This is a genomic window from Paratractidigestivibacter faecalis (genome assembly GCF_003416765.1).
GTDB classification, from domain to species: domain Bacteria; phylum Actinomycetota; class Coriobacteriia; order Coriobacteriales; family Atopobiaceae; genus Paratractidigestivibacter; species Paratractidigestivibacter faecalis.
On sequence record NZ_QSNG01000001.1, the window covers coordinates 766,806 to 788,966 of the forward strand.

Below are 22,161 nucleotides of genomic sequence, written 5' to 3' on the forward strand. Positions count from 1 at the left end.
GACTTTTTGGGTATCAGGTGTTGGGTAACTGAACGTTTCTTGGCTTTTGTGGGAGATAGGTCAGATTGGAACCGAAGAAGGACTACTACGAGGTGCTCGGCGTCGACCACGACGCGGACGCAAAGACCATCAAGCGCGCTTTCCTGAAGCTTGCCCGCAAGCTTCACCCGGACGTCTCGGACGCCCCGGACGCCGAGGAGCGCTTCAAGGAGGTCAACGAGGCCTATACGGTCCTTTCCGACGACCAGAAGCGCGCCAACTACGACCGCTACGGAGACCCCAACGGCCCCGCCGGCTTTGGCTCCGACTACGTTGACGTCTCCGACATCTTCGGCGGCGGTGGCTTTGGCTTCGGCGACATCTTCGACTCCTTCTTCGGCGGCCAGGGTCGCGGCGGCGCCCAGGCCCGCACGCGCGGCCGCGACATGGGCATCCATCTGAGGATCACCCTTGCCGAGGCGGCCGCCGGCTGCAAGAAGACCGTCTCCTACGAGCGCCTCGCGCCCTGCGACGACTGCGGCGGCACCGGCGTCGCCGAGGGCGGCCACGCCAAGACCTGCGACCGCTGCCACGGCTCCGGTCGCGTGGTCGAGGTCCAGCGCACCATCTTCGGCCAGATGCAGTCCCAGTCCACCTGCCCCGTCTGCCACGGCAGCGGCAAGGTCGTGGACAAGCCCTGCGAGACCTGCGAGGGCCAGGGCCGCACCCCTTCCCGCGAGAAGGTCGAGGTCCAGGTGCCGGCCGGCATCCACTCCGGCCAGACGCTCACCGTCGAGGGCAAGGGCGAGGCCGGCATGAGGGGAGACGCCTCCGGCAACCTCGTCGTCTCCGTCGAGATTCTCCCGGACGAGCGCTTTGAGCGTCAGGGCGACGACCTCTACTGCACCGTCGAGGTGGACGCACTCGAGGCCATCCTGGGCACCACGGTCCACATGGACGGCATCCTGGAGGGCGAGCGCGTGACCGTCGAGGTCCCGGCCGGCTGCCAGTTCGGCCAGCAGATCATCGTCGAGCGCCGCGGCATGCCGCGCGTCGGCATGATCGCCCGCGGCAACCTCGTGGCCGTCGTCCAGGTGAGGACGCCCAGCGACCTCACCAAGAAGCAGCTGCTCGAGGTCGCCTCCATCGTGGCCGAGCGCACCATGTCGGACGAGGGCGACGGCGCCGCCGAGGCCGAGGAGGGCCCCGAGGGCGCGGCCAAGGAGCCCGGCGTCGGCTCCAAGCTCAAGGAGGAGATCGAGGAGGAGGTCGCCGAGCACTTCTCGTCCGACAAGTGGCACGCGCCCAGGAACCCGTTCAAGGGCAAGGGGAAGCGCAAGTGACGCCTGGCGCCCCCGCGAGCGGGCGTCCCGGCGTCTGCCTGCTCAACCTCGGCTGCCGCGTGAACCGCGTGGAGCTAGACCTCATGGCCTCCGAGCTCGAGGCGGCCGGCGCCGTGCTGGTGGACGAGGCCGAGGCCGACGCCATCGTGGTCAACACCTGCGCGGTCACGGGCGAGGCGGAGGCCAAGACCAGGAAGGCCGTCCGGCGCGCCGCCGGCATGCCCAAGGCTCCCGCCGTGGTGGCAACCGGGTGCGTGGCCTCGCTCTTCTCGGCGGAGCTCTCGGAGCTTGCGCCCAACGTGGTCGTCGAGGCCAACAAGTCCCTGGTGGCCGGACGCGTGCTCGACCTCCTGGGCCTGGCCGCGGGCTCCGTCACCGACGAGGGCGGCCTTGTGTCCGCGCCGACGCCGACGGGCCGCACCCGCCCCGGCGTCAAGATCCAGGACGGCTGCGACAACCGCTGCACCTACTGCATCGTCTGGAAGGCCCGCGGGCGCGGCCGCTCGCTCGCGCCCGAAGATGTCCTCGCGGGCATCCGCGCCGCACAGGCCAGGGGCGCCCACGAGGTCGTGCTCACGGGCATCAACCTGGGTAGCTACCACTGGGAGCGCGACGGTGCCCCCGACCTGCGCCTGCCGGGGCTGCTTGACCTCATCATGGAGAAGACCGACGTGGAGCGCGTGCGCCTCTCGTCCATCGAGCCCCCCGACGTCACGCCCGAGCTCTGCGATGCCATGGCGCGTTCGGGGGAGCGCGTCGCCCCCTTCCTGCACGTGTGCCTGCAGTCCGGCTCCGACCGCACCCTGCGCCGCATGGCGCGCGTCTACCGGACCGACCTCTTCCGGCGCGCGGTGGAAGAGGCGCGCTCCCTCGTGCCGCGCCTTGCCCTGGGCACCGACCTCATCGTGGGCTTTCCGGGCGAGACGGACGAGGACTTTGCGGACTCCCTGGCCTTCTGCGAGGAGATGCGGTTTGCCAAGATGCACGTCTTTCGCTACTCCCGCCGTCCCGGCACGCCCGCCGCTGACTTCCCCGACCAGGTCGACCCCCATGTCATGGCCGCCCGCGGGGCGCGGATGCGCGACCTTGCGAGCCGGATGCGCCGCGAGGAGGCGGCCTCACTCGTGGGCACGGACGACCTCGTGGTGGTGCAGTACCCCGGCCGCGGCGTCTCCGGCGGCCTCTTTGACGTGCGCGTGCCCGAGGAGGTGCCGCTCGACACGCTGCTGCCGGTGAGGCTCTCCGAGGTCCTGCCGGACGGCACGCTCGTCGGCGTCCCGAGGTGACCGGGGCCGCGTTTGCGGCTATCATCGAGTCCTAGCGAAGCTGCCGGGTCGCGCCAGCGCCATCTGACCATGGAGGAACATGCAGCCCACGAGCATCAGACTCAGCATTCCCGACTCCATAGACCCCACGCGCCTCATGGGGCCCGCCGACGCCAACCTGCGCCGGATCGAGGCCGCCTTCGAGGCACTCGTCTCCGTGCGTGGAAACCAGGTGCTGGTCTCGGGCTCTGCCGAGCAGGTCGACCTCGTGACGCAGGTCTTCTCGCGCCTCATCAGGCTCGTCGAGGCGGGGGAGTGTCCCCAGGCGTCCGACGTCGACCTCCTGGTGGACCAGGTCTGCCATGGCGCCCAGCGGGCCGACCTCCTCTCCGACGACATCCTGCTCACCTACCGCGGACGGGCCCTGAGGCCCAAGACCGCCGGCCAGAAGCGCTACATCGACGCCATCCGCAGGAGCACCATCACCTTCGGCATCGGCCCCGCTGGCACCGGCAAGACCTACCTGGCCATGGCCATGGCGGTGGCGGCCCTCAAGCGCAAGGAGGTCGGCCGCATCGTCCTCACGCGTCCGGTGGTCGAGGCCGGCGAGTCCCTCGGGTTTCTCCCCGGCACGCTCCAGGAGAAGCTCGACCCGTACGTGCGGCCCCTCTACGACGCCCTCTTTGACATGACCGACATGGAGCGCGGAAACGCCCTCATCGAGCAGGGCGTCATCGAGATAGCGCCCCTGGCCTTCATGCGCGGGCGCACCCTGAACGACGCCTTCGTCATCCTCGACGAGGCGCAGAACACCACCCCCGAGCAGATGAAGATGTTCCTCACGCGCCTGGGCTTTGGCTCCAAGTTCGTGGTGACCGGCGACGCCTCCCAGCGAGACCTTCGCGGCTCCTCCGGCCTTGACTCGGCCCGCCGCGTGCTCGCCGACGTCGAGGACATCTCCTTCGTCGAGCTCGACCGCAACGACATCGTGAGGCACACCCTGGTGGCGCGCATCGTGGACGCATACGACCGCTCGGGCGAGGCCTAGGCCACAAGGAGGCTTGTCATGGAAAACGACTACGACATCGCAAACGAGGACGGCCTGGACTTCCCGCTGGGCGACGACGAGGTGGCCTCCTGCATCGACGCCGTGCTGGCGCACGAGGGCGTGGGAAGGCCCTGCATGGTCTCGGTCTCCGTCGTCTCCGACGAGCGCATCCGCGAGGTCAATGCCGAGTGGCGCGACGTTGACGCCCCCACCGACGTGGTGAGCCTCGAGTGCGAGCGTCCTGACGACCCCGACCTCGCTCCCGGCGAGCCCTGCGAGCTGGGGGACATCGTCCTGGCGCCGGCCTACATCGCCGCGCAGGCCGCCCGCTTTGGCACCACGGCGGCGGACGAGTGCCGCCTGCTCCTGGTCCACGGCACGCTCCACCTCCTGGGCCACGACCACCTCGTCGAGGAGGACGCCGTGGCCATGGAGGCCCTGGAGGACAAGATCCTCTCGGCCATGCCCACCGACGGGACCCTGGGGCACGTGGTCATCACGCGGCACCGCACGGAGGTGGACTGATGATTCCCGGGTCGGACTCGGACCACCCGAGCTTCCTCAAGAGCTTCCTCTTTGCCGTGCAGGGCTTCCGCTTCGCCGTGCGCAGCGAGAGGAACATCAAGGTCATGCTCTGCGGGGGAGCGCTCGCCGTGGTGGCGGGGCTGGTCCTTCAGCTCGACCTGCTGAGCTGGGGCATCATCTTCCTCTGCTGCGGCGTCGTGATCTCCGCCGAGCTCGTGAACACCGCCATCGAGACCGTCGTGGACCTCGTCTCCCCGGAGTTCCACCCGCTGGCGGGCCGGGCCAAGGACATCGCGGCCGCCGCGGTCTGGGTGCTCTCGCTCATGGTGGCCCTCGTCGGCCTCGCCGTCTTTGCCAACGCGCTTCTCGCCAGGCTGTAGCGCGCGGGTGCCGGCCCGACTCCCCACAGAACCCACTAGACCAGGGCATCGGCCCAGGAAGGTTGCAAATGACTGACACCACCCCCGCCTTCAGGAGCGGATTCGTCGCCCTCGTCGGACGCCCCAACGCGGGCAAGTCCACCCTCGTGAACGCCTGCATGGGCGAGAAGATCGCCATCACGAGCCCCGTCGCCCAGACCACGCGCCGTCGCATGCGCGCCGTCGTCAACACCGAGGCGAGCCAGCTCGTCATCATCGACACGCCGGGCCTCCACAAGCCCAAGGACGCCCTGGGAAGCGAGCTCAACAAGGCCGCGCTGGCCGAGCTCGCCGACGCCGACGTGGTGGCCTTCCTCGTTGACGCCACCAAGCCGGTTGGCACGGGCGATGCCTGGGTGGCGGGCCACGTCGCCAAGGCCGACGCTGACTACAAGCTCCTGGTGGTCACCAAGGCAGACATCGCCGGTCCCCAGAAGGTCGCCGAGCAGCTCGAGGCCGCCCGCGCGCTTGCCACCTTCGACGACGAGCTCGTGATCTCGGCCAAGGAGGGCTTCAACGTCGACGCCTTCCTCCAGCTGGTCTCCGCCCACCTGCCCGAGGGCCCCAAGTGGTTTCCCGACGACATGGACACCGACACCACCGACGAGGACCTCGTGGCCGAGTTCGTCCGCGAGAAGCTCTTCCTCAACCTGCGCCAGGAGCTCCCGCACTCGGTCGGCGTGCTCTGCGACCAGATCGAGTACGCCGACGACGGCCACGCGTCCATCTGCGCGACCATCCTCGTCGAGCGCGAGGGCCAGAAGGGCATCGTCGTGGGTCGCGGCGGCCAGATGGTCAAGAAGGTGGGCACCGAGGCCCGCCACGACATCGAGAAGCTCCTCGGGTGCAAGGTCTTCCTGGAGCTGCGCGTGCGTGTGGAGCCCCAGTGGAGGCGCAACGCAAACATCATCCAGCGCCTGGGCTACGGGGAGCAGGAGTAGAGCTTGGCGGGTGCCCGCACATACCACGCCCGCGCCCTCGTGCTCGACCGGACCAAGCTCGGCGAGACGGACCTCATCCTGACGCTTCTTGCCCAGGACGGCCGACAGCTGCGCTGCGTGGCCAAGGGCGCCAGGAAGCCCGGCGGCCGGCTTGCCGCCCGCGTGGAGCTCTTCTGCGAGTGCGACTTCCTGGTGGCACGGGGGCGCAGCCTGGACGTGGTCTCGGAGGCCGGCCTGGTTGACGCCCACGCCCGCCTGAGGGGCGACCTCGCGCGCGTGAGCGCGGCCTCGGCCGTCTGCGAGGTGGCCCGCCTGACCTGCTACGAGGACGCGCCGGACCCGTTCCTGCACGCCATCTGCGCCCGGGCCCTGCGCGCCTGCGAGGAGGCAGCCGACCAGGCACACCTTGACCTCGCGGCGGCCGCCTACGGCCTCAAGGTGTGCGCGCACGCCGGCTGGAGGCCGGTCCTGGACGCCTGCTGCGCCTGCGGCGACCCCGCCCCCTCGCGCCTCTCGGCCCTTGCGGGCGGGCTTCTCTGCGAGAGCTGCGCGCGCGACGTGGCGGGCGCGGAGGAGGTGAGCCCCTCACAGGTGGCCTGGCTGCGGGCCCTTCTGGGCTCCACCTTCGACGAGCTCTTGTCCGCCCCGGTGGACGACTCCTGCGCCGCGTGGCTCCTGGGATGCGCCCACGTCTGGTGCGCCACGCACCTGGAGGCGAGGCTTCGGGCCATGGAGTTTGCCCTCAGCGTGTAGGGTACGCGCGCGTCCTTGTGTTCTTGTCGTGCAGACGCCTTGCCTGTGATAGACTTCACCAGGTTTTGTACGCACCCCGTACCTGGTTGCCCGCCCCACCGACGGCACACCCGGTTAGGGGCCAGTCCCAAGAAAGGTGGATCAAAGCATGATCACCAAGGAGCAGAAGGCCGAGCTCATCAAGCAGTACGGCAAGAACGAGCACGATTCCGGTTCCGCCGAGGTCCAGGTCGCCATCCTGACCGCCCGCATCAAGGAGCTCACCGAGCACATGAAGTCCCACAAGAAGGACTTCCACACCCGTCGCGGCCTCCTCATGCTGGTCGGCAAGCGTCGTCGTCTCCTCTCCTACATCAAGAAGAACGACATCGAGAACTACCGTAACCTCATCAAGAGCCTCGGCATCCGCGACAACATCCAGTAGTCACAGAGCGAGTCTTAACGGGGGCGCCTGAGGGCGCCCCTTGTTGTGTTCGGGGGGACTGGCCCCTCGCGCACGGCGGGGAAGGGCCCCGCAAGATGGCCCGTCTGCAATGGGGCAGGCGGAGATAAGGGAAAAGACATGGCAAAGGTAACTCACGAGTTCGATCTCTACGGCAAGCACTACGTCCTTGAGACCGGCGAGCTCGCCAAGCAGGCCACGGGCGCCGTCCTGGTCAAGTGCGGCGAGTCCACGGTGCTTCTCACCGCCGTGGTGTCCAAGGAGCGCAAGGACTACGACTTCTTCCCCCTGACGGTTGACTTCATCGAGAAGATGTACGCCGTCGGCCGCATCCCCGGCGGCTACCTCAAGCGCGAGGCGCGTCCGTCCGAGAAGGCCACCCTCACGGCCCGCATGATCGACCGCCCGCTGCGCCCGAGCTTCCCGGCCGGCTTCCGCAACGAGGTCCAGGTCGTGGCCACCACGCTCGTCGCCGACCAGGTCAACCCCGTCGACACCATCTGCGTCATGGCCGCCTCCGCCGCCCTCACCGTCGGCGGCGTGCCCTTCGAGGGCCCGCTGGCCTGCGTGCGCATCGGCCGCGACCGCGAGACCGGCGAGTTCATCGTGAACCCCACCTACGAGGAGCGCGACAACTCCGACCTCGACCTCGAGCTCGGCGGCGCGTCCGACTTCATCTCCATGCTCGAGGCCGGCGCCGACGAGATCTCCGAGGAGGACATGCTCGCCGCCATGGCCTTCGGCCAGGAGGCCATCGCCGCCTTCTGCGAGGAGGAGAAGAAGTTCTTCGCCAAGGTCGAGGAGGCCAACGGCCCCATCCAGCAGCGCGAGTACATCCTCGACGAGCCGCTGCCTGAGGTCCACGACCGCATCTTCGCCCACTACGACGAGATGGAGGCCGCCCTCAAGGACGCCGACAAGCTCTCCCGCATCGGCAAGGTCGAGGCCCTGAAGGAGTCCATCCGCGCCGAGTTCACCGAGGAGGAGCAGGCCCAGTGGAGCCGTGCCATCCCCGTCGAGCTCAAGGCCCTCGAGAAGCACGCCATGCGCCTCATGGTCGTCGAGACCGGCGAGCGCGTCGACGGCCGCACCCCCACCGAGGTGCGCCCGCTGATGGTCAAGCCCGACTACCTGCCGCGCGTCCACGGCTCCGGCCTCTTCCAGCGCGGCCAGACCCAGGTGCTCTCCGTCTGCACCCTGGGCATGCTCAACGAGTGGCAGCGCCTCGACACCATCGAGCCCGTCGACGGCAAGCGCTACATCCACCACTACAACTTCCCGCCGTTCTGCACCGGCGAGACCGGCCGCATGGGCAGCCCCAAGCGCCGCGAGATCGGCCACGGCAACCTCGCCGAGCGTGCCCTTCTCCCCGTGATCCCGTCCGAGGACGAGTTCCCCTACACCATCCGCGTGGTCTCCGAGGTCATGGAGTCCAACGGCTCCTCCTCGATGGCCTCCACCTGCGGCTCCACGCTTGCCCTCATGGACGCCGGCGTGCCCCTCAAGCGCCCGGTCTCCGGCGTTGCCATGGGCCTCATCCAGGAGGCGGGCAAGACCGTCGTCCTGACCGACATCCAGGGCCTCGAGGACTTCCTCGGCGACATGGACTTCAAGGTCACCGGCACCACCAAGGGCATCACCGCCATGCAGATGGACAACAAGGCCACCGGCCTCACGCCCGAGATCTTGCGCTCCGCGCTCATGCAGGCGCACGAGGGCCGCATGTTCATCCTGGACACCATGCTCGACGCCATTCCCGCCCCGCGCGAGTCCACCAAGGACTGCGCGCCGCAGATCATCAGCCTGCAGATCCCCACGGACAAGATCCGCGAGGTCATCGGCAGCGGCGGCAAGGTCATCCGCGGCATCCAGGAGGACACCGGCGCCACCATCGACATCCAGGAGGACGGCACCGTCTTCATCGCCGGCGTCAACGGCGCGGGCGACGCCGCGGCCGAGCGCATCAAGGCCATCGTCAAGGTCCCCGAGGTGGGCGAGGAGTACACCGGCCGTGTCGTCGGCATCCAGCCCTTCGGCGCCTTCGTCGAGCTTCTCCCCGGCAAGGACGGCCTGCTGCACATCAGCCGCGTCGCCCAGGGCCGCGTCGACAAGGTCGAGGACGTCCTCAACATCGGCGACGAGGTCAAGGTCCGCGTCCTCGAGGTCGACGAGAAGGGCAAGATCAGCCTCGACCGCATCGACAAGCCCGAGGCTCCCGCCGGCTCCGGCAACGGCGGCCGTCACCACGACGGCGAGGACCGTCGTCCCCGTGAGCACCGTGCCCTGCGCCGCCGTCCCGGCGACAAGGGCGAGGGTGCCGGCAACGGCGGCCGTCAGCCCCGTCGTCACCACGACGCCTAGTCGCGCGTAGCGTAGCAACCTGGGGGAGGCCCTGGACCAGAAGCGTCCGGGGCCTCCTCTTTTTTTGGCGGCGCGGGGCCCACGAGCCGTGAAACACCTATGGAACCACCGTTCGCCGAGCGCTTCTCGACTACAATGGGAAAGTATGCCTTTGAGCATCGCATGGTTGCGGTCGGGCGTCTCAGCAGCGCCTAAGACCGTGTACATATACTTTGAACTGCGCAAACGAAAGGAATTCCATAGGAATGCCCAAGAAAGACACGGCACTGAAGATCATCCCGCTCGGCGGACTCGACGGCATCGGCAAGAACATGACGGCCTTCGAGTACGGCGACGACATGGTCCTGGTGGACGCCGGCCTGATGTTCCCCGAGGACGACCAGCCCGGCATCGACCTCATCCTTCCCGACTACACCTACGTGCTGGAGAACGAGCACAAGCTCCGCGGCATCGTCATCACCCACGGCCACGAGGACCACACGGGCGCCCTGCCGTACCTTCTCATGGACCTCACCCGCAAGGTGCCCATCTACGCCGCCAAGCTCACCCTGGGCATGATTGCCGGCAAGCTGGAGGAGCACAACATTCGCCAGCCCAAGTTCCGCGAGGTCCAGGACGGCTCCAACGTCACGCTTGGCGCCCTCAACCTCACGTTCTTCGCCATGACGCACTCCATCCCGGGCGCGCTCGGCGTCTTCATGAACACCCCGGCCGGCACCCTCATCCACACGGGCGACTTCAAGCTCGACCAGACGCCCATTGACGGCCGTCGTCCCAACTACCAGGCAATCTGCAAGTTCGGCGCCCTGGGCGTCGACCTGCTGCTGGCCGACTCCACCAACGCCACCAGGCCCGGCTTCACCCAGTCCGAGGCCGCGGTCGGCCCCAACCTGCGCCACATCATCAAGAACGCCAAGGGCCGCGTCTTCGTCGCGTCCTTCTCGAGCCACATCCACCGCCTGCAGCAGGTCTGCGACGCCTCCGTTGCCGTGGGCCGCAAGGTCGTGGTGACGGGTCGCTCCATGGTCAACAACACCAAGGTCGCCCGCGAGCTCGGCTACCTCAACATCGCCGACGAGGACATCATCGACGCCTTCGACGTCGACCGCATCGACGACGACAAGATCGTCGTGCTGTGCACCGGCTCCCAGGGCGAGCCGCTCTCCGCGCTTGCCCGCATGGCCAACGGCGAGCACAAGTCGCTCTCCATCACCGCAAACGACACGGTGATCATCTCCGCCACGCCCGTCCCCGGCAACGAGAAGAGCGTCCAGGGCATCATCAACTCGCTCTCCAAGATCGGCTGCGACATCTACGACAAGAGCCGCGCCCTCGTGCACGTCTCCGGCCACGGCTCCCAGGAGGAGCTCAAGCTCATGCTGGCCATGGTCAAGCCGAGGAACTTCATGCCGGTCCACGGCGAGGCCTGCCACCTGCGCGCCCACGCCGAGCTCGCCGTCAAGATGGGCGTCCCCGAGAAGAACATCTTCGTGCTGGACAACGGCGACACCCTCGAGATGCGCCACGGCAAGGTCCGCCGTGGCCGCGCCGTGGAGTCCGGCGTGGTCTACGTCGACGGCGGAAACGTCACCGACGCCAACCCCGTGGTCATCCGCGACCGCCAGAAGCTCGCCCAGGACGGCGTGGTCTCCGTGACCGTGGCCATCTCCGGCAAGCGCAAGAACGTGTCTGCCGTCGAGGTCACGTGCCGCGGCATCTCCTTCGGCTCCGACGAGGAGCTCATGGAGGAGGCCCGCGCGACCGTCCGCGCCCAGGCCGACAAGCTCGCCAACTCCGACGGCGCCAGCATCGACTCGCTCCGTCGCAACGTGCGCAACTCCGTGTCCAACCTCTTCTGGAACAAGACCCACACCAGGCCCATGGTCATTCCGGTCGTGCTGGAGGTCTAGCACCGCATGCCATCCAACCGCAGCAAAAACGCACCCAAGAAGAACTCGGGCGCGAGGGGCTCGTCCTCTCGCGCCTCCAAGGCGGCCCAGACCCCCGAGAGGGGCTCGGTCACCGGTGACCTCGTGGGCATCGCCCTGGCCGTTGTCGCCATCGCCATGGTGGTCTCCATCGTGGCGCCGTCCTCTGCCGTCATAACGAGCGCCGTGGGCAACGGGCTCGAGCTCGCCTTCGGTGCGGGCGCCATCCTGTTCCCGCTGGCGCTTCTCGTCTTCTCGGCAACCTTCTTCGTAGAGGACGGGACCCTGGTCTCCGGGCGCATCGCCGCCGGCCTCACGCTCGTCGTGCTGGCCGTGCTTGCCATGCTCTCGCTCAACCTGCCCGGGGCGGAGTCCATGCCCGAGAGCGTGGTCTGCGCAGCGGTGGTCAAGGGCGCCGGCGGCTATGTGGGCGGGTTCATCGCCCTCGCGCTCCTGCGCTTCCTCGGCGTCATCGTCGGCAACGTCGTGCTGGTGGGCCTCGTGGTGACGGGTATTGTCATCTGCGGCTTCTCCATCTCCGACGCCGTCTCCAGGATCAACTCGCGCCTCGCCCTCGCAGGCGAGCTCCACCGCGCCCGCGCCGAGGCAAAGGCCCAGGAGCGCGAGCTTGCCGCCCAGGCGGGCGACGCCACCCGCGAGCGCGCCCCCAAGGGACGCCGCGGCAAGGTCGAGGTCCCCCAGGCCTCGCTCTTCGATGAGACGGGGGAGGGGGAGACCACCTTCATCGGAGACCGCAAGACGAGCGTCCTGCGCCGCCGCGGAAAGGCCGCCGGCGCCGAGGCCGCGACCGCTGCAGACGAGCCGGACGCGCCCGTCGAGTCCTCCGCCGACGGCACCTCGCTCTTTGACGTCGACCTTCCCTGGGACGAGCCCCTCGACGACGAGGGGGAGCCGGCCCAGACCAAGCTGCTCAAGGGCCGCAGGAAGTCCCGTGGCCGCAAGGCCCAGGGCGAGGCGGCCCCAGGCGAGGCGTCCTCCCAGACGTCCGCAGGTGTTGCCGAGGAGTCCACGGACGGCTCCAAGGCGGCCGTGCCGGAGTTTCTCGCCGGCGTGAGGGGGGAGCGCGCCCACATGCCCGCCCCGGCCCCCACTGGCGACAAGATTAGCCGCCCCGGAGACTCCCAGGCCGACTACGAGCTGCCGCCCCTCTCCATCCTGCGCAAGAACGATGCCACCGACGGCAGCTACGCCGACGACTCCGAGCTAGCCAAGACCGCCCAGAGGCTCCAGGGCACCCTGGGGGAGTTTGGCCTCACCTCGCGTGTCACGGGCTGGATCGCCGGCCCGTCGGTCACCACGTTCAAGATCTCCATGGGCGAGGGCGAGCGCGTGAGCAAGATTGTCAACCTTGAGGACGACATCACGCTTTCGCTGGCCGCAAAGTCCGTCCGCATCTTCGCGCCCATCCCGGGAACCTCCCTGGTGGGCATTGAGATTCCCAACGAGAAGCCCCAGCCGGTCTTTCTCTCCGACGTGCTCCCCTACGCCCAGGGCGGACCCCTGGAGTGCGCCTTCGGCCGCGACTCCGAGGGCAAGCCCATCGTGGTCGACCTCGCGGGCCTGCCGCACCTCCTGGTGGCCGGCACCACCGGCTCCGGCAAGTCGGTGCTCCTCAACGCCATCATCATGAGCATGCTCATGCGCTCCACGCCCGAGCAGGTCAGGCTCATCATGGTGGACCCCAAGCGCGTCGAGTTCACCGGCTACGCGGGCCTGCCCCACCTCTACGTGCCCGTGGTCACCGAGCCGCGCCAGGCCGCGAGCGCCCTGCAGTGGGGCGTGACCGAGATGGAGCGCAGGCTCAAGGTCTTCGAGCACTACAAGGTGCGTGACATCAAGACGTACAACGGCAACGTCGACGGCGGAAAGTACGCCGACATGGAGAACCCGCCCAAGCACATGCCGTACTTCGTCATCGTGATTGACGAGCTCGCCGATCTCATGATGGTCGCCGGCAAGGACGTGGAGAGCTCCATCGTGCGCATCGCGCAGCTGGGCCGCGCTGCGGGAATCCACCTCATCGTGGCCACGCAGCGCCCCTCCGCCGACGTCGTCACCGGCCTCATTCGCGCCAACATCGACAACCGCGTCGCGCTCTCGGTTGACAACGCGCTCAACTCGCGCATCATCCTCGACCAGAAGGGCGCCGAGCAGCTCCTGGGTAGGGGAGACATGCTCGTCAAGCTGCGCGGCAAGAAGCCGAGGCGCGCACAGGGCTGCTGGGTCTGCGACGAGGAGATCGAGCAGACGGTAGCCTTCGTTCGCGAGCAGGTCACGGCCGACTACCACGAGGACATCCTCACCGCCGTGGTGCCCAACACGCCGGGCGCCCCGGGCGCGGAGGTCGGCAAGGACGACGACCCTCTCGTCTGGGAGGCCGCGCGCATAGTTGTGGAGTCACAGCTTGGTTCCACGTCCGGCCTGCAGCGCGCCCTCTCCGTGGGGTACGCTAGGGCGGGCCGCATCATGGACATGCTCGAGGCAAAGGGCGTCGTCGGTCCGGCCAACGGCTCTAAGCCGCGCGAGGTGCTTCTCGACAAGGAGGCCCTCGAGGATCTGAAGGTTCAGGAAGCTGCGTACAGGGAGGTCGAGTAGCAGGTGCCACGTCCGCGTTTCAGCGAGATGCTGCTTCAGCGCCGGCGCCAGCTCGGGCTCACGTGCGAGCAGGCGTCTCGCATCCTCAAGCTGCGAGAGGACGTCCTCATCGCGTTTGAGGAGGGGGACTTCGAGAGCATGCCCCAGAGCGGCTACGCCCAGGGAATGCTCTCTTCCTATGCTCGCTACCTGGGCCTCAACGCCCGCGAGGTGGTCGACCTCTTCCAGGAGGAGCTCTACGAGTACGTCAACGGCTCCGGGTCGCACGAGCTGCGCCGCCGCACGAGGGACACCATCGCCGGCAGGGGCATCTCCGGCTACGACGTGGTCAACGAGGCCGGTTCGCGGCCCAAGGCCTACGTCGAGTACCACGGCCTTCTCCCCACCGCGGGAGGGCCGGCCGGCGACATGGGCAACTTCGCGACGGTGACGCCCGCCCGCCCGAGGCAGTCCGTGCCCCTGGCTGGGCTGGGCCCCTCGGCCGTCGCGGCCTACGGGCGCGAGGACCATGCCTACCAGCAGCCGCGCCAACAGCGCCCCTACAACTCCGGTCAGGCCTACGAGTCAAGGCAGCAGAGAAGCACGGCCCGCAGGCGCGCCTCCGGCCAGCGCCGCCCGCAGTCCGACCCCGCCGGCCGCCTGCTGCGCGAGGGCCAGCAGGGCGTCGTCGACCGCGACCGCGACCTCGTCGCGCCTCGCGGGCGCGCGGGGCAGGCCCGGACGCAGAGGCTCTACCAGAGGGACGACGTCAGCACCCGCAGCGTGCGCCGTGGCGAGTACCGCGACGACCTCCGCTACGACGGCGTCGCCAGCCCCTACGAGCGCGCCTCCACCATCTCCGGGCGCCGCTCCTCAAGGAACATCGCCTCTGTCGAGCGGCCCAACGTGAGGCGCCGCCAGCCTTCCGAAAGGTCCGGTGCCCAGGGGGGACGACGCCGGCAGCCGGCCCGTCGCGGGGGCGTCGCCGGGTTTGTCGACGCCTTCCTCTCGGACAGGCGCCGCGCCCTGCTGCTGCTCCTTCTGGTCCTCGCCGCGGTCCTCACGCTCATCCTGGTCTTCTCCGTCAAGTCGTGCACGGGCTCTGCCCAGTCAGCCCAGACCGGGTCCAAGACGGTCAACGTGACCACTGCTCAGGGCTCCGGACAGGACTCCTCGCAGGGGTCCGGCTCTGGCTCTGACACCTCGTCGTCCGCCTCCGACTCCAAGCAGGGCCAGGCCGCTTCCGACGCCTCGGGCTCCGGCTCCAAGGCCACGGGCGACGCGGCCTCCGGCGACCAGGCCCAGGCCGACGCCGCCGCGACGCCCGAGCAGACCATCGTCCAGGTGAGTCTCGCCTCCGGCGAGGCGTCCTGGGTCGAGGTCACGGTCGACGGCAAGAGCGTCGTCGCCGACAACCTCACCGGAGCCTGGTCCCAGACGTACACGGTGACCGACAGCATCGCCATCCAGGTGAGCAACGTCGACGCCGTGACCGTCACCAACAACGGCAAGAAGGTGGACTTCTCGTCCAAGACCTCCGGCGTGGGCACGCTCACCATCAAGGGCACGCCCGCCCCGGCCACCGACGAGACCGGGGGCGACGCCTCGGCGGGCTCTTCTGCCGGCACCTCCGCCACCGTCTCCGGCACGAGCTCGTCCGCATCCGCAGCTTCGACAAAGTCCTCTGGCTCCAAGAGCCAGTAACCACTCCCAACCACCGCAAGAGCCAGGCGCCGAGGGGGCGCCCGAGAGGAGCACTCATGGCCAAGGAATCAAGCTTCGACGTCGTCTCCACCGTTGACATGCAGGAGGTCGACAACGCCTATCAGCAGGCCGCCCGCGAGCTCACGCAGCGCTACGACCTCAAGGGCACGGGTGCCACCCTCGAGCTCTCCAAGAAGGACGGCGCCTTCAAGATCGAGGCCCCCTCGGAGTTCGTGGCGAGCCAGGTACGCGACATCCTGGGCTCTAAGCTGGTGAAGCGCGGCATCGACCTCTCCGCCATCCGCTGGGCAGACCCGCAGGCCGCCACCGGCATGTCCGTCCGCCAGGCGGGTACCATCGTCCAGGGCATCGACCAGGACACCACCAAGCGCATCGCCAAGGACATCCGCGACCTCAAGGTCAAGGCCAAGGCGACCGTCGAGGGTGACAAGCTCCGTGTCTCCTCCGCCTCGCGCGACGTGCTGCAGTCCGTCATCGCCGCGCTCAAGGGCAACGACTACGGCCAGCCCCTCCAGTTCGTCAACTACCGCTAGGAGGCAGCCGTGGCAGAGCAGACCCCAATCGCCTCCGTCCTCTTCGTGACCCTCGGGTGCGCCAAGAACGAGGTCGACACCGACCGCATGCGCGCCCTTCTCCTCAAGGCCGGCTTCTCCGAGGCCGCAGACCCCGAGGAGGCCGACGTCGCCATCGTCAACACCTGCTCCTTCCTGGCCTCGGCCACCGAGGAGTCCGTCGAGGCCACCCTCGAACTGGCGGAGGGCCGCGCCGAGGGCGTTCGCGAGTGCCCCATCGTCATGTGCGGCTGCGTTCCCTCGCGCTATGGCGACGAGCTGCCCGAGCAGCTCCCCGAGGTGGCTGCGTTCGTGCGCTCCGAGGACGAGGACGGCATCGTCGGCGTCGTGGCCGACGTCTTGGGCGTCCAGGCCAACCTCGCTCCCGTCGACTTCTCCGGCACCCTGCGCACCATCGACGGCGCCTCCTCCTTCGTCAAGATCTCTGAGGGCTGCGACCGCTTCTGCGCCTTCTGCGCCATCCCGTACATCCGCGGCCGCTACCACTCCCGTCCCGCCGACCAGATTTGCGCCGAGGTCGCCGACCTCATGGAGGGCGGCGTCCGCGAGGTCGTCCTCATCGGCCAGGACACCGGCATCTGGGGCTCAGACTTCGAGGGCGACCAGACGCTCGCCAAGCTGCTTCGACAGGTGGCGGAGGTCGTGCGCCCCTACGACGGTTGGGTGCGCGTGCTCTACCTGCAGCCCGAGGGCATGACCGACGAGCTCATCGCCACCATCCGCGACGTTGACGAGGTGCTGCCCTACATCGACATCCCCATCCAGCACTGCTCCGAGCGCGTGCTGGCCTCCATGGGGCGCTCCGGCTCCACCGAGCAGCTCCGCGAGCTCTTCGCGCGCCTGCGCCGCGAGATTCCCGGCATGGTCCTGCGCACCACGGGCATGTGCGGCTTCCCCGGCGAGACGGACGAGGAGGCCGACGAGCTCTACGACTTCATCCAGGAGGAGGAGTTCGACTACACCTCCGTCTTCGCCTACTCCCAGGAGGACGGCACCAAGGCCGCCCGCATGGAGGACCAGGTGGACGAGGACGTCAAGCTGGAGCGCACGCAGCGCCTCATGGACCTCGTCGAGCAGCTGGGCTTCTCGGCCACGGCCAAGCACGTGGGCGAGCGCGTGAGGGTCATCATCGACGGCGCCGAGGAGGGCGAGGACGGCCCCGAGCTCATCGGCCACGCCTGGTTCCAGGCTCCCGACTGCGACGGCGCCGTGCACATCGCCGCGGGCGAGGTCTCCGTGGGTGACATCGTGACCGTGGACCTCGTGGACTCCTTCTGCTACGAGCTCGTCGGAGAGATCGTCGAGGAAGGGGAGGCCGAGTAGCCTTGTCTGCGAAGAAGAGCATCTGGACCCCCGCCAACGTCGTCACCTGCGCCAGGGTGGTGCTCGTGCCCCTGTGGCTCGTGATTGCCGAGCTGGTGGGCGTCCCCTCGGGCGAGACCCTGAGCTGGTCCGCCATGGGCGTCTTCGCCTTCTTCCTGCTCATCTCGCTCACCGACAAGGTGGACGGCTACCTCGCGCGTTCTCGCAACGAGGTCACGACCTTCGGCAAGTTCCTCGACCCCATCGCCGACAAGCTCGCCGTGGTGGTTTCGCTCTGCTTCCTGCTCGAGCACGGCGTGGTGGGAAGCTGGGTGCTTCTCGTCGTGGTCGCGCGCGAGTTTCTGGTCTCCGGCCTGCGCATGGTCGTGGCCTCCAGGGGCGTGGTCATCGCGGCCAGCAACCTCGGCAAGTGGAAGACGGCCACCACCATGACCTCCATCTGTGGCCTTCTCTTCGTCTGTGCCCTTCCGGCGGAGAGCTGCGCTGCCCTGCCGCTGGCTTTGGCCTTCCAGCTGCTCCTCGTCGTCGCCATGGCGCTCACGGCCTGGTCCGGCATCGACTACTTCGCCAAGTCCTGGAAGTACCTCGTGGAGGAGGACTAGCCGTGGGCGTTGAGATCCTTCCAGAGAGCGAGTGCCTCTACGAGCTCGCCAGTCAGGTAGTAGAGAAGGGCTCCGAGCTCGGGCTCACCGTGGGGACCGCCGAGTCCTGCACCGGAGGTCTCGTGGCGGGCTGCCTCACGGCCGTCCCCGGGTCCTCCTCGGTCGTGCGTGGCGGCGTGGTGAGCTACGCCGTCCCGGTCAAGCACGAGGTCCTGGGCGTCAGCCAGCAGGTCCTCGACGAGCCCGGCGTCGGCGCCGTCTCCTCCGAGTGCGCCTGCCAGATGGCCGAGGGCGCCCGTCGCGTCCTCGGGTGTGACGTGGCCGTCTCGCTCACCGGCATCGCCGGCCCTGGGGGAGAGGAGCCCGGCAAGCCCGTGGGCACCGTCTGGATGGGGCTCTCCACGGCTGCCGGCGTCAGAAGCGTGCTTCATCGCTTTGGCGGAGACCGTGCGCAGGTCCGCTCCGCCGCCGTGGCCAGGGCTCTTGAGCTTCTTTGTGAAGGCCTTGTGGAAAGTTCCTAGACCTGCCAATTGCCCGCAGGCCGGGTCGTTTCTGTTTGACGTTGCGTTGCGGCTGCTTGGTGGCCGTCGCTGAAAGCGCGCGGTACGCTGGCCGAAAGTTTGCGGTATGCCAGGTGTCCGCCAGCCGCAAGTCCTCAAGCCTAAGGTGTGCCCAGGGATGTTGACTTAGAACGGGTGTTCGTCTAACATCAAGGCAACAAGACAGCAAGGGAGCGCACATGGCCAAGACCAAGGGAACGTCCAAGGAGATCCTGCCCGCCACCACGGGCGAGGAGCGCGAGAAGGTCCTCAAGGCAACCGAGGACGAGATCATCAAGAAGTTCGGCAAGGGCTCCATCATGAGGTTCGGAGACGACGGACCCAGCATGGAGGTCGAGGCCATCCCCACGGGCTCGCTCGCCCTTGATGCCGCGCTGGGCATCGGAGGCGTTCCCCGTGGCCGCATCGTCGAGATCTACGGCCCCGAGTCCTCCGGCAAGACCACGCTCTCTCTCGAGATCTTGGCTGAGGCCCAGGCCATGGGCGGCGTCGTTGCGTTCATCGACGCTGAGCACGCCCTCGACCCCGGCTATGCCGCGCGCATCGGCGTCGACATCGACGACGTCCTCATCTCCCAGCCCGACACCGGCGAGCAGGCGCTCGAGATCTGTGACATGCTCGTGCGCTCCGGCGCCATCGACGTCGTGGTCGTGGACTCCGTCGCGGCCCTCGTGCCCCGCGCCGAGATCGAGGGAGAGATCGGAGACACCACCGTTGGCCTGCAGGCCCGCCTCATGAGCCAGGCCCTGAGAAAACTCGCCGGCTCCCTCTCCAAGTCAAACACCACCTGCATCTTCATCAACCAGCTGCGCGAGAAGATCGGCGTCATGTTCGGCAACCCCGAGACCACGCCTGGCGGTCGCGCCCTCAAGTTCTTCGCGTCCGTCCGCATGGACATCCGTCGCATCGACAGCATCAAGGTCAACGGCGAGAACATCGGCAACCGCGTCCGCGTCAAGGTCGTCAAGAACAAGGTCGCCCCTCCCTTCAAGCAGGCCGAGTTCGACATCATGTATGGAAAGGGCATCTCCAAGGAGGGCTCGCTTCTGGACATGGCCGTCGAGTACGACATCGTCAACAAGTCGGGCTCCTGGTTCACCTATGACACAGAGCGCCTCGGGCAGGGCCGAGAGGCGGCCAAGGAGTTCCTTGCCACCAACCCTGACCTCATGGCGGAGATTGACCACAAGGTGCGCGTGGCCTGTGGCCTCGAGCTGGGCGACGAGCCTGCCGGCATGCCCGTTGAGGACGCTGACGCTGGCAGCCTGACCGAGTAGGCAAGAAGGTGTGCAACCTCAGCTTCAGCTGGGACGTCGAGCTTCCCGAGCGGGGTTCGGCCTCGCTCGGGGGGCGTCGCCCCCTTGCGATCCTCGTCATCTGCTCTGAGTCCCACGGGCAGGAGCGCATTCCAATTCCCAAGGCGGTAGGCAGGAGGCTCGTTTCGCTTCTGGAGTCCGACGGCGAGCAGCCGTCTGGGCGCTCGGAGCTCCTCTATCGCGTGCGGGCCATCTCGCTCGAGCAGGCCCGGTCCAAGGCGGAGGACCTTCTCAACAGGAGGGACTACTCATCGAGCGAGCTTGCGGCCAAGCTCGGGGAGACCGGGTTCCACCCCTCCGTGGCCGACGAGGTCGTTGCGAGGTTCGTCGAGGTGGGCCTTCTTGATGACGGGCGGTTTGCGGAGCTGTTCGCCCGCTCCAAGGCCGCGGCCGGATGGGGGCGCATCAAGATCGAGCGCGAGCTGGCCCGTCGTGGCGTCGACGCCACACAGCTTGAGGGGTGGCCTTCCGGCTATCTTGAGGAGGACGAGTCCGAGACAGCGTTTGCCCTTGCCTCCCGCAGGCGTCTTTCAGGCAAGAACGACTTCCAGAAGCTCGTCCGCTTCCTCTGCGGGCGCGGTTTTCCCATGGGTGTAGCCATGGATGCCGCAAAGAGGGTCCTTGCGGAGGCCGAGCAGGGCTGAGGCGGGGCCACCACCGTCCACCGACCGAACATATGATTTGACAGTTTGCCCTTGTGGAATATAGGATGAAGGTTGCCATCGAGGCTCAATCTCTTCCGCTGGGCTACCAGCAGATGCTTATATCGTCCTACTCGTTAGCTGTAGTACATAGTTTTATGCAACGGACCGAGCGGCGGACTGTCCTCAGATGGCGGGTTCCGTGGCCTTGTGGCCATGGTCTCCTGAACTACGCAGAAGCTTGCCATCTTTGAGGAGTACAACATGGAAGTCGCAATCATTGTCGGCGTCGTGTGCCTGGCATTGGGCATCGGCGTCACCTATGCCCTGCTAGCAGGAAAGAGCACGTCCAAGCTTAAGCTCGCCGACCAGCAGATCGAGAACGCGCGCGGCGAGGCCGAGCGCATCACCTCCGAGGCCAACCGCCAGGCCGAGAACGCCAAGAAGGAGGCGGTCCTGGAGGCCAAGGAGCAGATCCTGCAGCTCAAGCAGAACTCCGAGGCCGAGGAGAAGAAGCGCAAGGGCGAGCTCCAGACCCTCGAGAACCGCATCATGCAGCGCGAGGAGTCCCTGGACCACCGCAATGACGCCCTTGACCGCAGGGAGCACCAGCTCTCCAGCCTTCAGGGCCAGTTGGACCGTCGCAAGTCCGACCTTGACGAGCTCGTGGCCAAGCAGACCTCCGAACTCGAGCGCATCGCCGGCCTCACCAAGGACGACGCCCACGACGAGCTCATCTCCCGCGTCCGCGCCGAGAGCGTGAGGGACGAGGCTCAGATCCTGCGCGAGTCCGAGCAGAACGTGCGCGCCCAGGCCGACAAGACGGCCCGCGAGATCATCTCCACCGCCATCCAGCGCTGCGCCGCCGACCAGGCCGGAGAGATCACCGTCACCTCCGTCCACATTCCCTCCGACGACCTCAAGGGCCGCATCATCGGCCGCGAGGGGCGCAACATCCGCACCTTTGAGCAGGTGTCCGGCGTCTCCCTCGTGATCGATGACACGCCCGAGACCGTCATCCTCTCCAGCTTTGACCCGGTTCGCCGCGAGACGGCCCGTGTCGCCCTCGAGAACCTCATCGCCGACGGTCGCATCCACCCGGCTCGCATCGAGGAGCTGTACAAGAAGGCCGAGGACCTCGTGAACGAGCGCGTCCGCGAGGCCGGCGAGCAGGCCGCCTTCGACGCCGGCATCCACGACCTGCACCCCGAGCTCGTCCGCACCCTGGGCGCCCTGCGCTATCGCACCTCCTTCGGCCAGAACGTCCTGCAGCACTCCATCCAGGTCTCTGCACTCTGCGGCATCATGGCCTCTGAGCTTGGCCTGGACGAGGCTCCCGCCAAGCGCGCCGGCCTTCTCCACGACCTGGGCAAGGCAATCGACCACGAGGTCGAGGGCCCGCATGCCGTGATCGGCGCCGATCTGGCCCGCCGCTACGGCGAGCGCCCCGAGATCGTGCACGCCATCGAGGCTCACCACGCCGACGTCGACCCCGACACCGTGCTCGACGTCCTGGTCCAGGCCGCCGACGCCATCTCCGCCGCCCGTCCGGGCGCCCGCCGCGAGTCTGCCGAGAACTACATCAAGCGCCTCGAGAAGCTCGAGGAGATCTCCAACGCCCACGAGGGCGTCGAGCGCACCTATGCCATGCAGGCCGGTCGCGAGCTGCACGTCATGGTCGAGCCCGAGAAGATCTCCGACGCCGAGGCCACCGTTCTCGCCCACGACATTGCCAAGCAGATCGAGGACGAGATGGAGTATCCCGGCCAGGTCCGCGTCGTGGTCATCCGCGAGTCTCGCGCCCTCGGAATCGCAAAGTAGGA

At 68.0% G+C, this 22,161-nt stretch carries 19 protein-coding genes; all 19 read left to right on the plus strand.

Features of this window, described 5'->3' with window-relative positions; all coding sequences use genetic code 11:
* Positions 1-65: 65 nt before the first annotated feature.
* The gene (gene dnaJ / locus DXV50_RS03235; RefSeq protein ID WP_117204768.1) at positions 66-1,322 is read left to right on the plus strand and encodes a molecular chaperone DnaJ; all 1,257 of its coding nucleotides are present in this window, start codon (positions 66-68) and stop codon (positions 1,320-1,322) included.
* Positions 1,319-2,608 carry a MiaB/RimO family radical SAM methylthiotransferase gene (locus tag DXV50_RS03240; protein WP_232817438.1) on the plus strand — a complete coding sequence of 430 codons (1,290 nt, stop codon included), beginning with the start codon at positions 1,319-1,321 and terminating at the stop codon, positions 2,606-2,608. Before dnaJ ends, DXV50_RS03240 begins: the two co-directional genes overlap by 4 nt.
* Positions 2,609-2,687: 79 nt before the next feature.
* Positions 2,688-3,635 (plus strand): PhoH family protein, encoded by a 948-nt coding sequence (locus DXV50_RS03245; protein ID WP_117204769.1) that lies wholly within the window; start codon positions 2,688-2,690, stop codon positions 3,633-3,635.
* 18 nt (positions 3,636-3,653) lie between these two features.
* Positions 3,654-4,160 (plus strand): rRNA maturation RNase YbeY, encoded by a 507-nt coding sequence (gene ybeY, locus DXV50_RS03250; RefSeq protein WP_117204770.1) that lies wholly within the window; start codon positions 3,654-3,656, stop codon positions 4,158-4,160.
* Positions 4,160-4,540, plus strand: coding sequence for a diacylglycerol kinase family protein (locus DXV50_RS03255; protein ID WP_117204771.1), 381 nt, complete (start codon positions 4,160-4,162; stop codon positions 4,538-4,540). The genes ybeY and DXV50_RS03255 overlap by 1 nt, the downstream gene beginning before the upstream one ends.
* A 68-nt stretch (positions 4,541-4,608) precedes the next feature.
* On the plus strand, positions 4,609-5,520 hold the full coding sequence (gene era, locus DXV50_RS03260; RefSeq protein WP_117204772.1) for a GTPase Era: 912 nt from the start codon (positions 4,609-4,611) through the stop codon (positions 5,518-5,520).
* Between the two features lie 3 nt (positions 5,521-5,523).
* A complete protein-coding gene (gene recO, locus DXV50_RS03265; RefSeq protein ID WP_117204773.1) occupies positions 5,524-6,273 on the plus strand; it encodes a DNA repair protein RecO in 750 nt (249 codons plus the stop codon).
* Positions 6,274-6,421: 148 nt separating this feature from the next.
* Positions 6,422-6,697 (plus strand): 30S ribosomal protein S15, encoded by a 276-nt coding sequence (rpsO, locus tag DXV50_RS03270; protein ID WP_117204774.1) that lies wholly within the window; start codon positions 6,422-6,424, stop codon positions 6,695-6,697.
* 138 nt (positions 6,698-6,835) lie between these two features.
* A complete protein-coding gene (locus DXV50_RS03275; RefSeq protein ID WP_117204775.1) occupies positions 6,836-9,076 on the plus strand; it encodes a polyribonucleotide nucleotidyltransferase in 2,241 nt (746 codons plus the stop codon).
* 245 nt (positions 9,077-9,321) lie between these two features.
* Complete coding sequence (locus tag DXV50_RS03280; RefSeq protein WP_117204776.1) at positions 9,322-10,986, plus strand: ribonuclease J; 1,665 nt, start codon at positions 9,322-9,324, stop codon at positions 10,984-10,986.
* Positions 10,987-10,992: 6 nt separating this feature from the next.
* The gene (locus tag DXV50_RS03285) at positions 10,993-13,620 is read left to right on the plus strand and encodes an FtsK/SpoIIIE family DNA translocase (RefSeq protein WP_117204777.1); all 2,628 of its coding nucleotides are present in this window, start codon (positions 10,993-10,995) and stop codon (positions 13,618-13,620) included.
* A 3-nt stretch (positions 13,621-13,623) separates the two neighbouring features.
* The gene (locus DXV50_RS03290; protein WP_117204778.1) at positions 13,624-15,303 is read left to right on the plus strand and encodes a RodZ domain-containing protein; all 1,680 of its coding nucleotides are present in this window, start codon (positions 13,624-13,626) and stop codon (positions 15,301-15,303) included.
* A 56-nt stretch (positions 15,304-15,359) separates the two neighbouring features.
* Positions 15,360-15,857, plus strand: a complete 498-nt coding sequence (locus DXV50_RS03295) for a YajQ family cyclic di-GMP-binding protein (RefSeq protein WP_117204779.1) — start codon at positions 15,360-15,362, stop codon at positions 15,855-15,857.
* 9 nt (positions 15,858-15,866) lie between these two features.
* Entirely contained in the window at positions 15,867-17,219 is a 1,353-nt protein-coding gene (gene rimO / locus DXV50_RS03300; RefSeq protein WP_269801600.1) for a 30S ribosomal protein S12 methylthiotransferase RimO, read from the plus strand.
* 2 nt (positions 17,220-17,221) lie between these two features.
* On the plus strand, positions 17,222-17,821 hold the full coding sequence (gene pgsA / locus DXV50_RS03305) for a CDP-diacylglycerol--glycerol-3-phosphate 3-phosphatidyltransferase (RefSeq protein WP_117204780.1): 600 nt from the start codon (positions 17,222-17,224) through the stop codon (positions 17,819-17,821).
* Between the two features lie 2 nt (positions 17,822-17,823).
* Entirely contained in the window at positions 17,824-18,342 is a 519-nt protein-coding gene (locus DXV50_RS03310) for a CinA family protein (protein ID WP_117204781.1), read from the plus strand.
* A gap of 218 nt (positions 18,343-18,560) precedes the next feature.
* Entirely contained in the window at positions 18,561-19,658 is a 1,098-nt protein-coding gene (gene recA / locus DXV50_RS03315) for a recombinase RecA (protein ID WP_117204782.1), read from the plus strand.
* 8 nt (positions 19,659-19,666) lie between these two features.
* Positions 19,667-20,341: a regulatory protein RecX gene (locus DXV50_RS03320; RefSeq protein ID WP_117204783.1), complete on the plus strand. Its 675-nt coding sequence runs from the start codon at positions 19,667-19,669 to the stop codon at positions 20,339-20,341.
* Between the two features lie 261 nt (positions 20,342-20,602).
* On the plus strand, positions 20,603-22,159 hold the full coding sequence (gene rny, locus DXV50_RS03325) for a ribonuclease Y (RefSeq protein ID WP_117204784.1): 1,557 nt from the start codon (positions 20,603-20,605) through the stop codon (positions 22,157-22,159).
* Positions 22,160-22,161: the final 2 nt, after the last annotated feature.

Excerpts from the sequence above, each read along its gene's own strand:
- DXV50_RS03255 (WP_117204771.1), top strand. The coding sequence starts at position 4,160 with ATGATTCCCGGGTCGGACTCGGACCACCCGAGCTTCCTCAAGAGCTTC.
- DXV50_RS03285 (WP_117204777.1), top strand. The coding sequence starts at position 10,993 with ATGCCATCCAACCGCAGCAAAAACGCACCCAAGAAGAACTCGGGCGCG.
- DXV50_RS03275 (WP_117204775.1), top strand. The coding sequence starts at position 6,836 with ATGGCAAAGGTAACTCACGAGTTCGATCTCTACGGCAAGCACTACGTC.
- DXV50_RS03280 (WP_117204776.1), top strand. The coding sequence starts at position 9,322 with ATGCCCAAGAAAGACACGGCACTGAAGATCATCCCGCTCGGCGGACTC.
- DXV50_RS03245 (WP_117204769.1), top strand. The coding sequence starts at position 2,688 with ATGCAGCCCACGAGCATCAGACTCAGCATTCCCGACTCCATAGACCCC.
- rpsO (WP_117204774.1), top strand. The coding sequence starts at position 6,422 with ATGATCACCAAGGAGCAGAAGGCCGAGCTCATCAAGCAGTACGGCAAG.
- ybeY (WP_117204770.1), top strand. The coding sequence starts at position 3,654 with ATGGAAAACGACTACGACATCGCAAACGAGGACGGCCTGGACTTCCCG.
- recA (WP_117204782.1), top strand. The coding sequence starts at position 18,561 with ATGGCCAAGACCAAGGGAACGTCCAAGGAGATCCTGCCCGCCACCACG.
- era (WP_117204772.1), top strand. The coding sequence starts at position 4,609 with ATGACTGACACCACCCCCGCCTTCAGGAGCGGATTCGTCGCCCTCGTC.
- DXV50_RS03295 (WP_117204779.1), top strand. The coding sequence starts at position 15,360 with ATGGCCAAGGAATCAAGCTTCGACGTCGTCTCCACCGTTGACATGCAG.
- rny (WP_117204784.1), top strand. The coding sequence starts at position 20,603 with ATGGAAGTCGCAATCATTGTCGGCGTCGTGTGCCTGGCATTGGGCATC.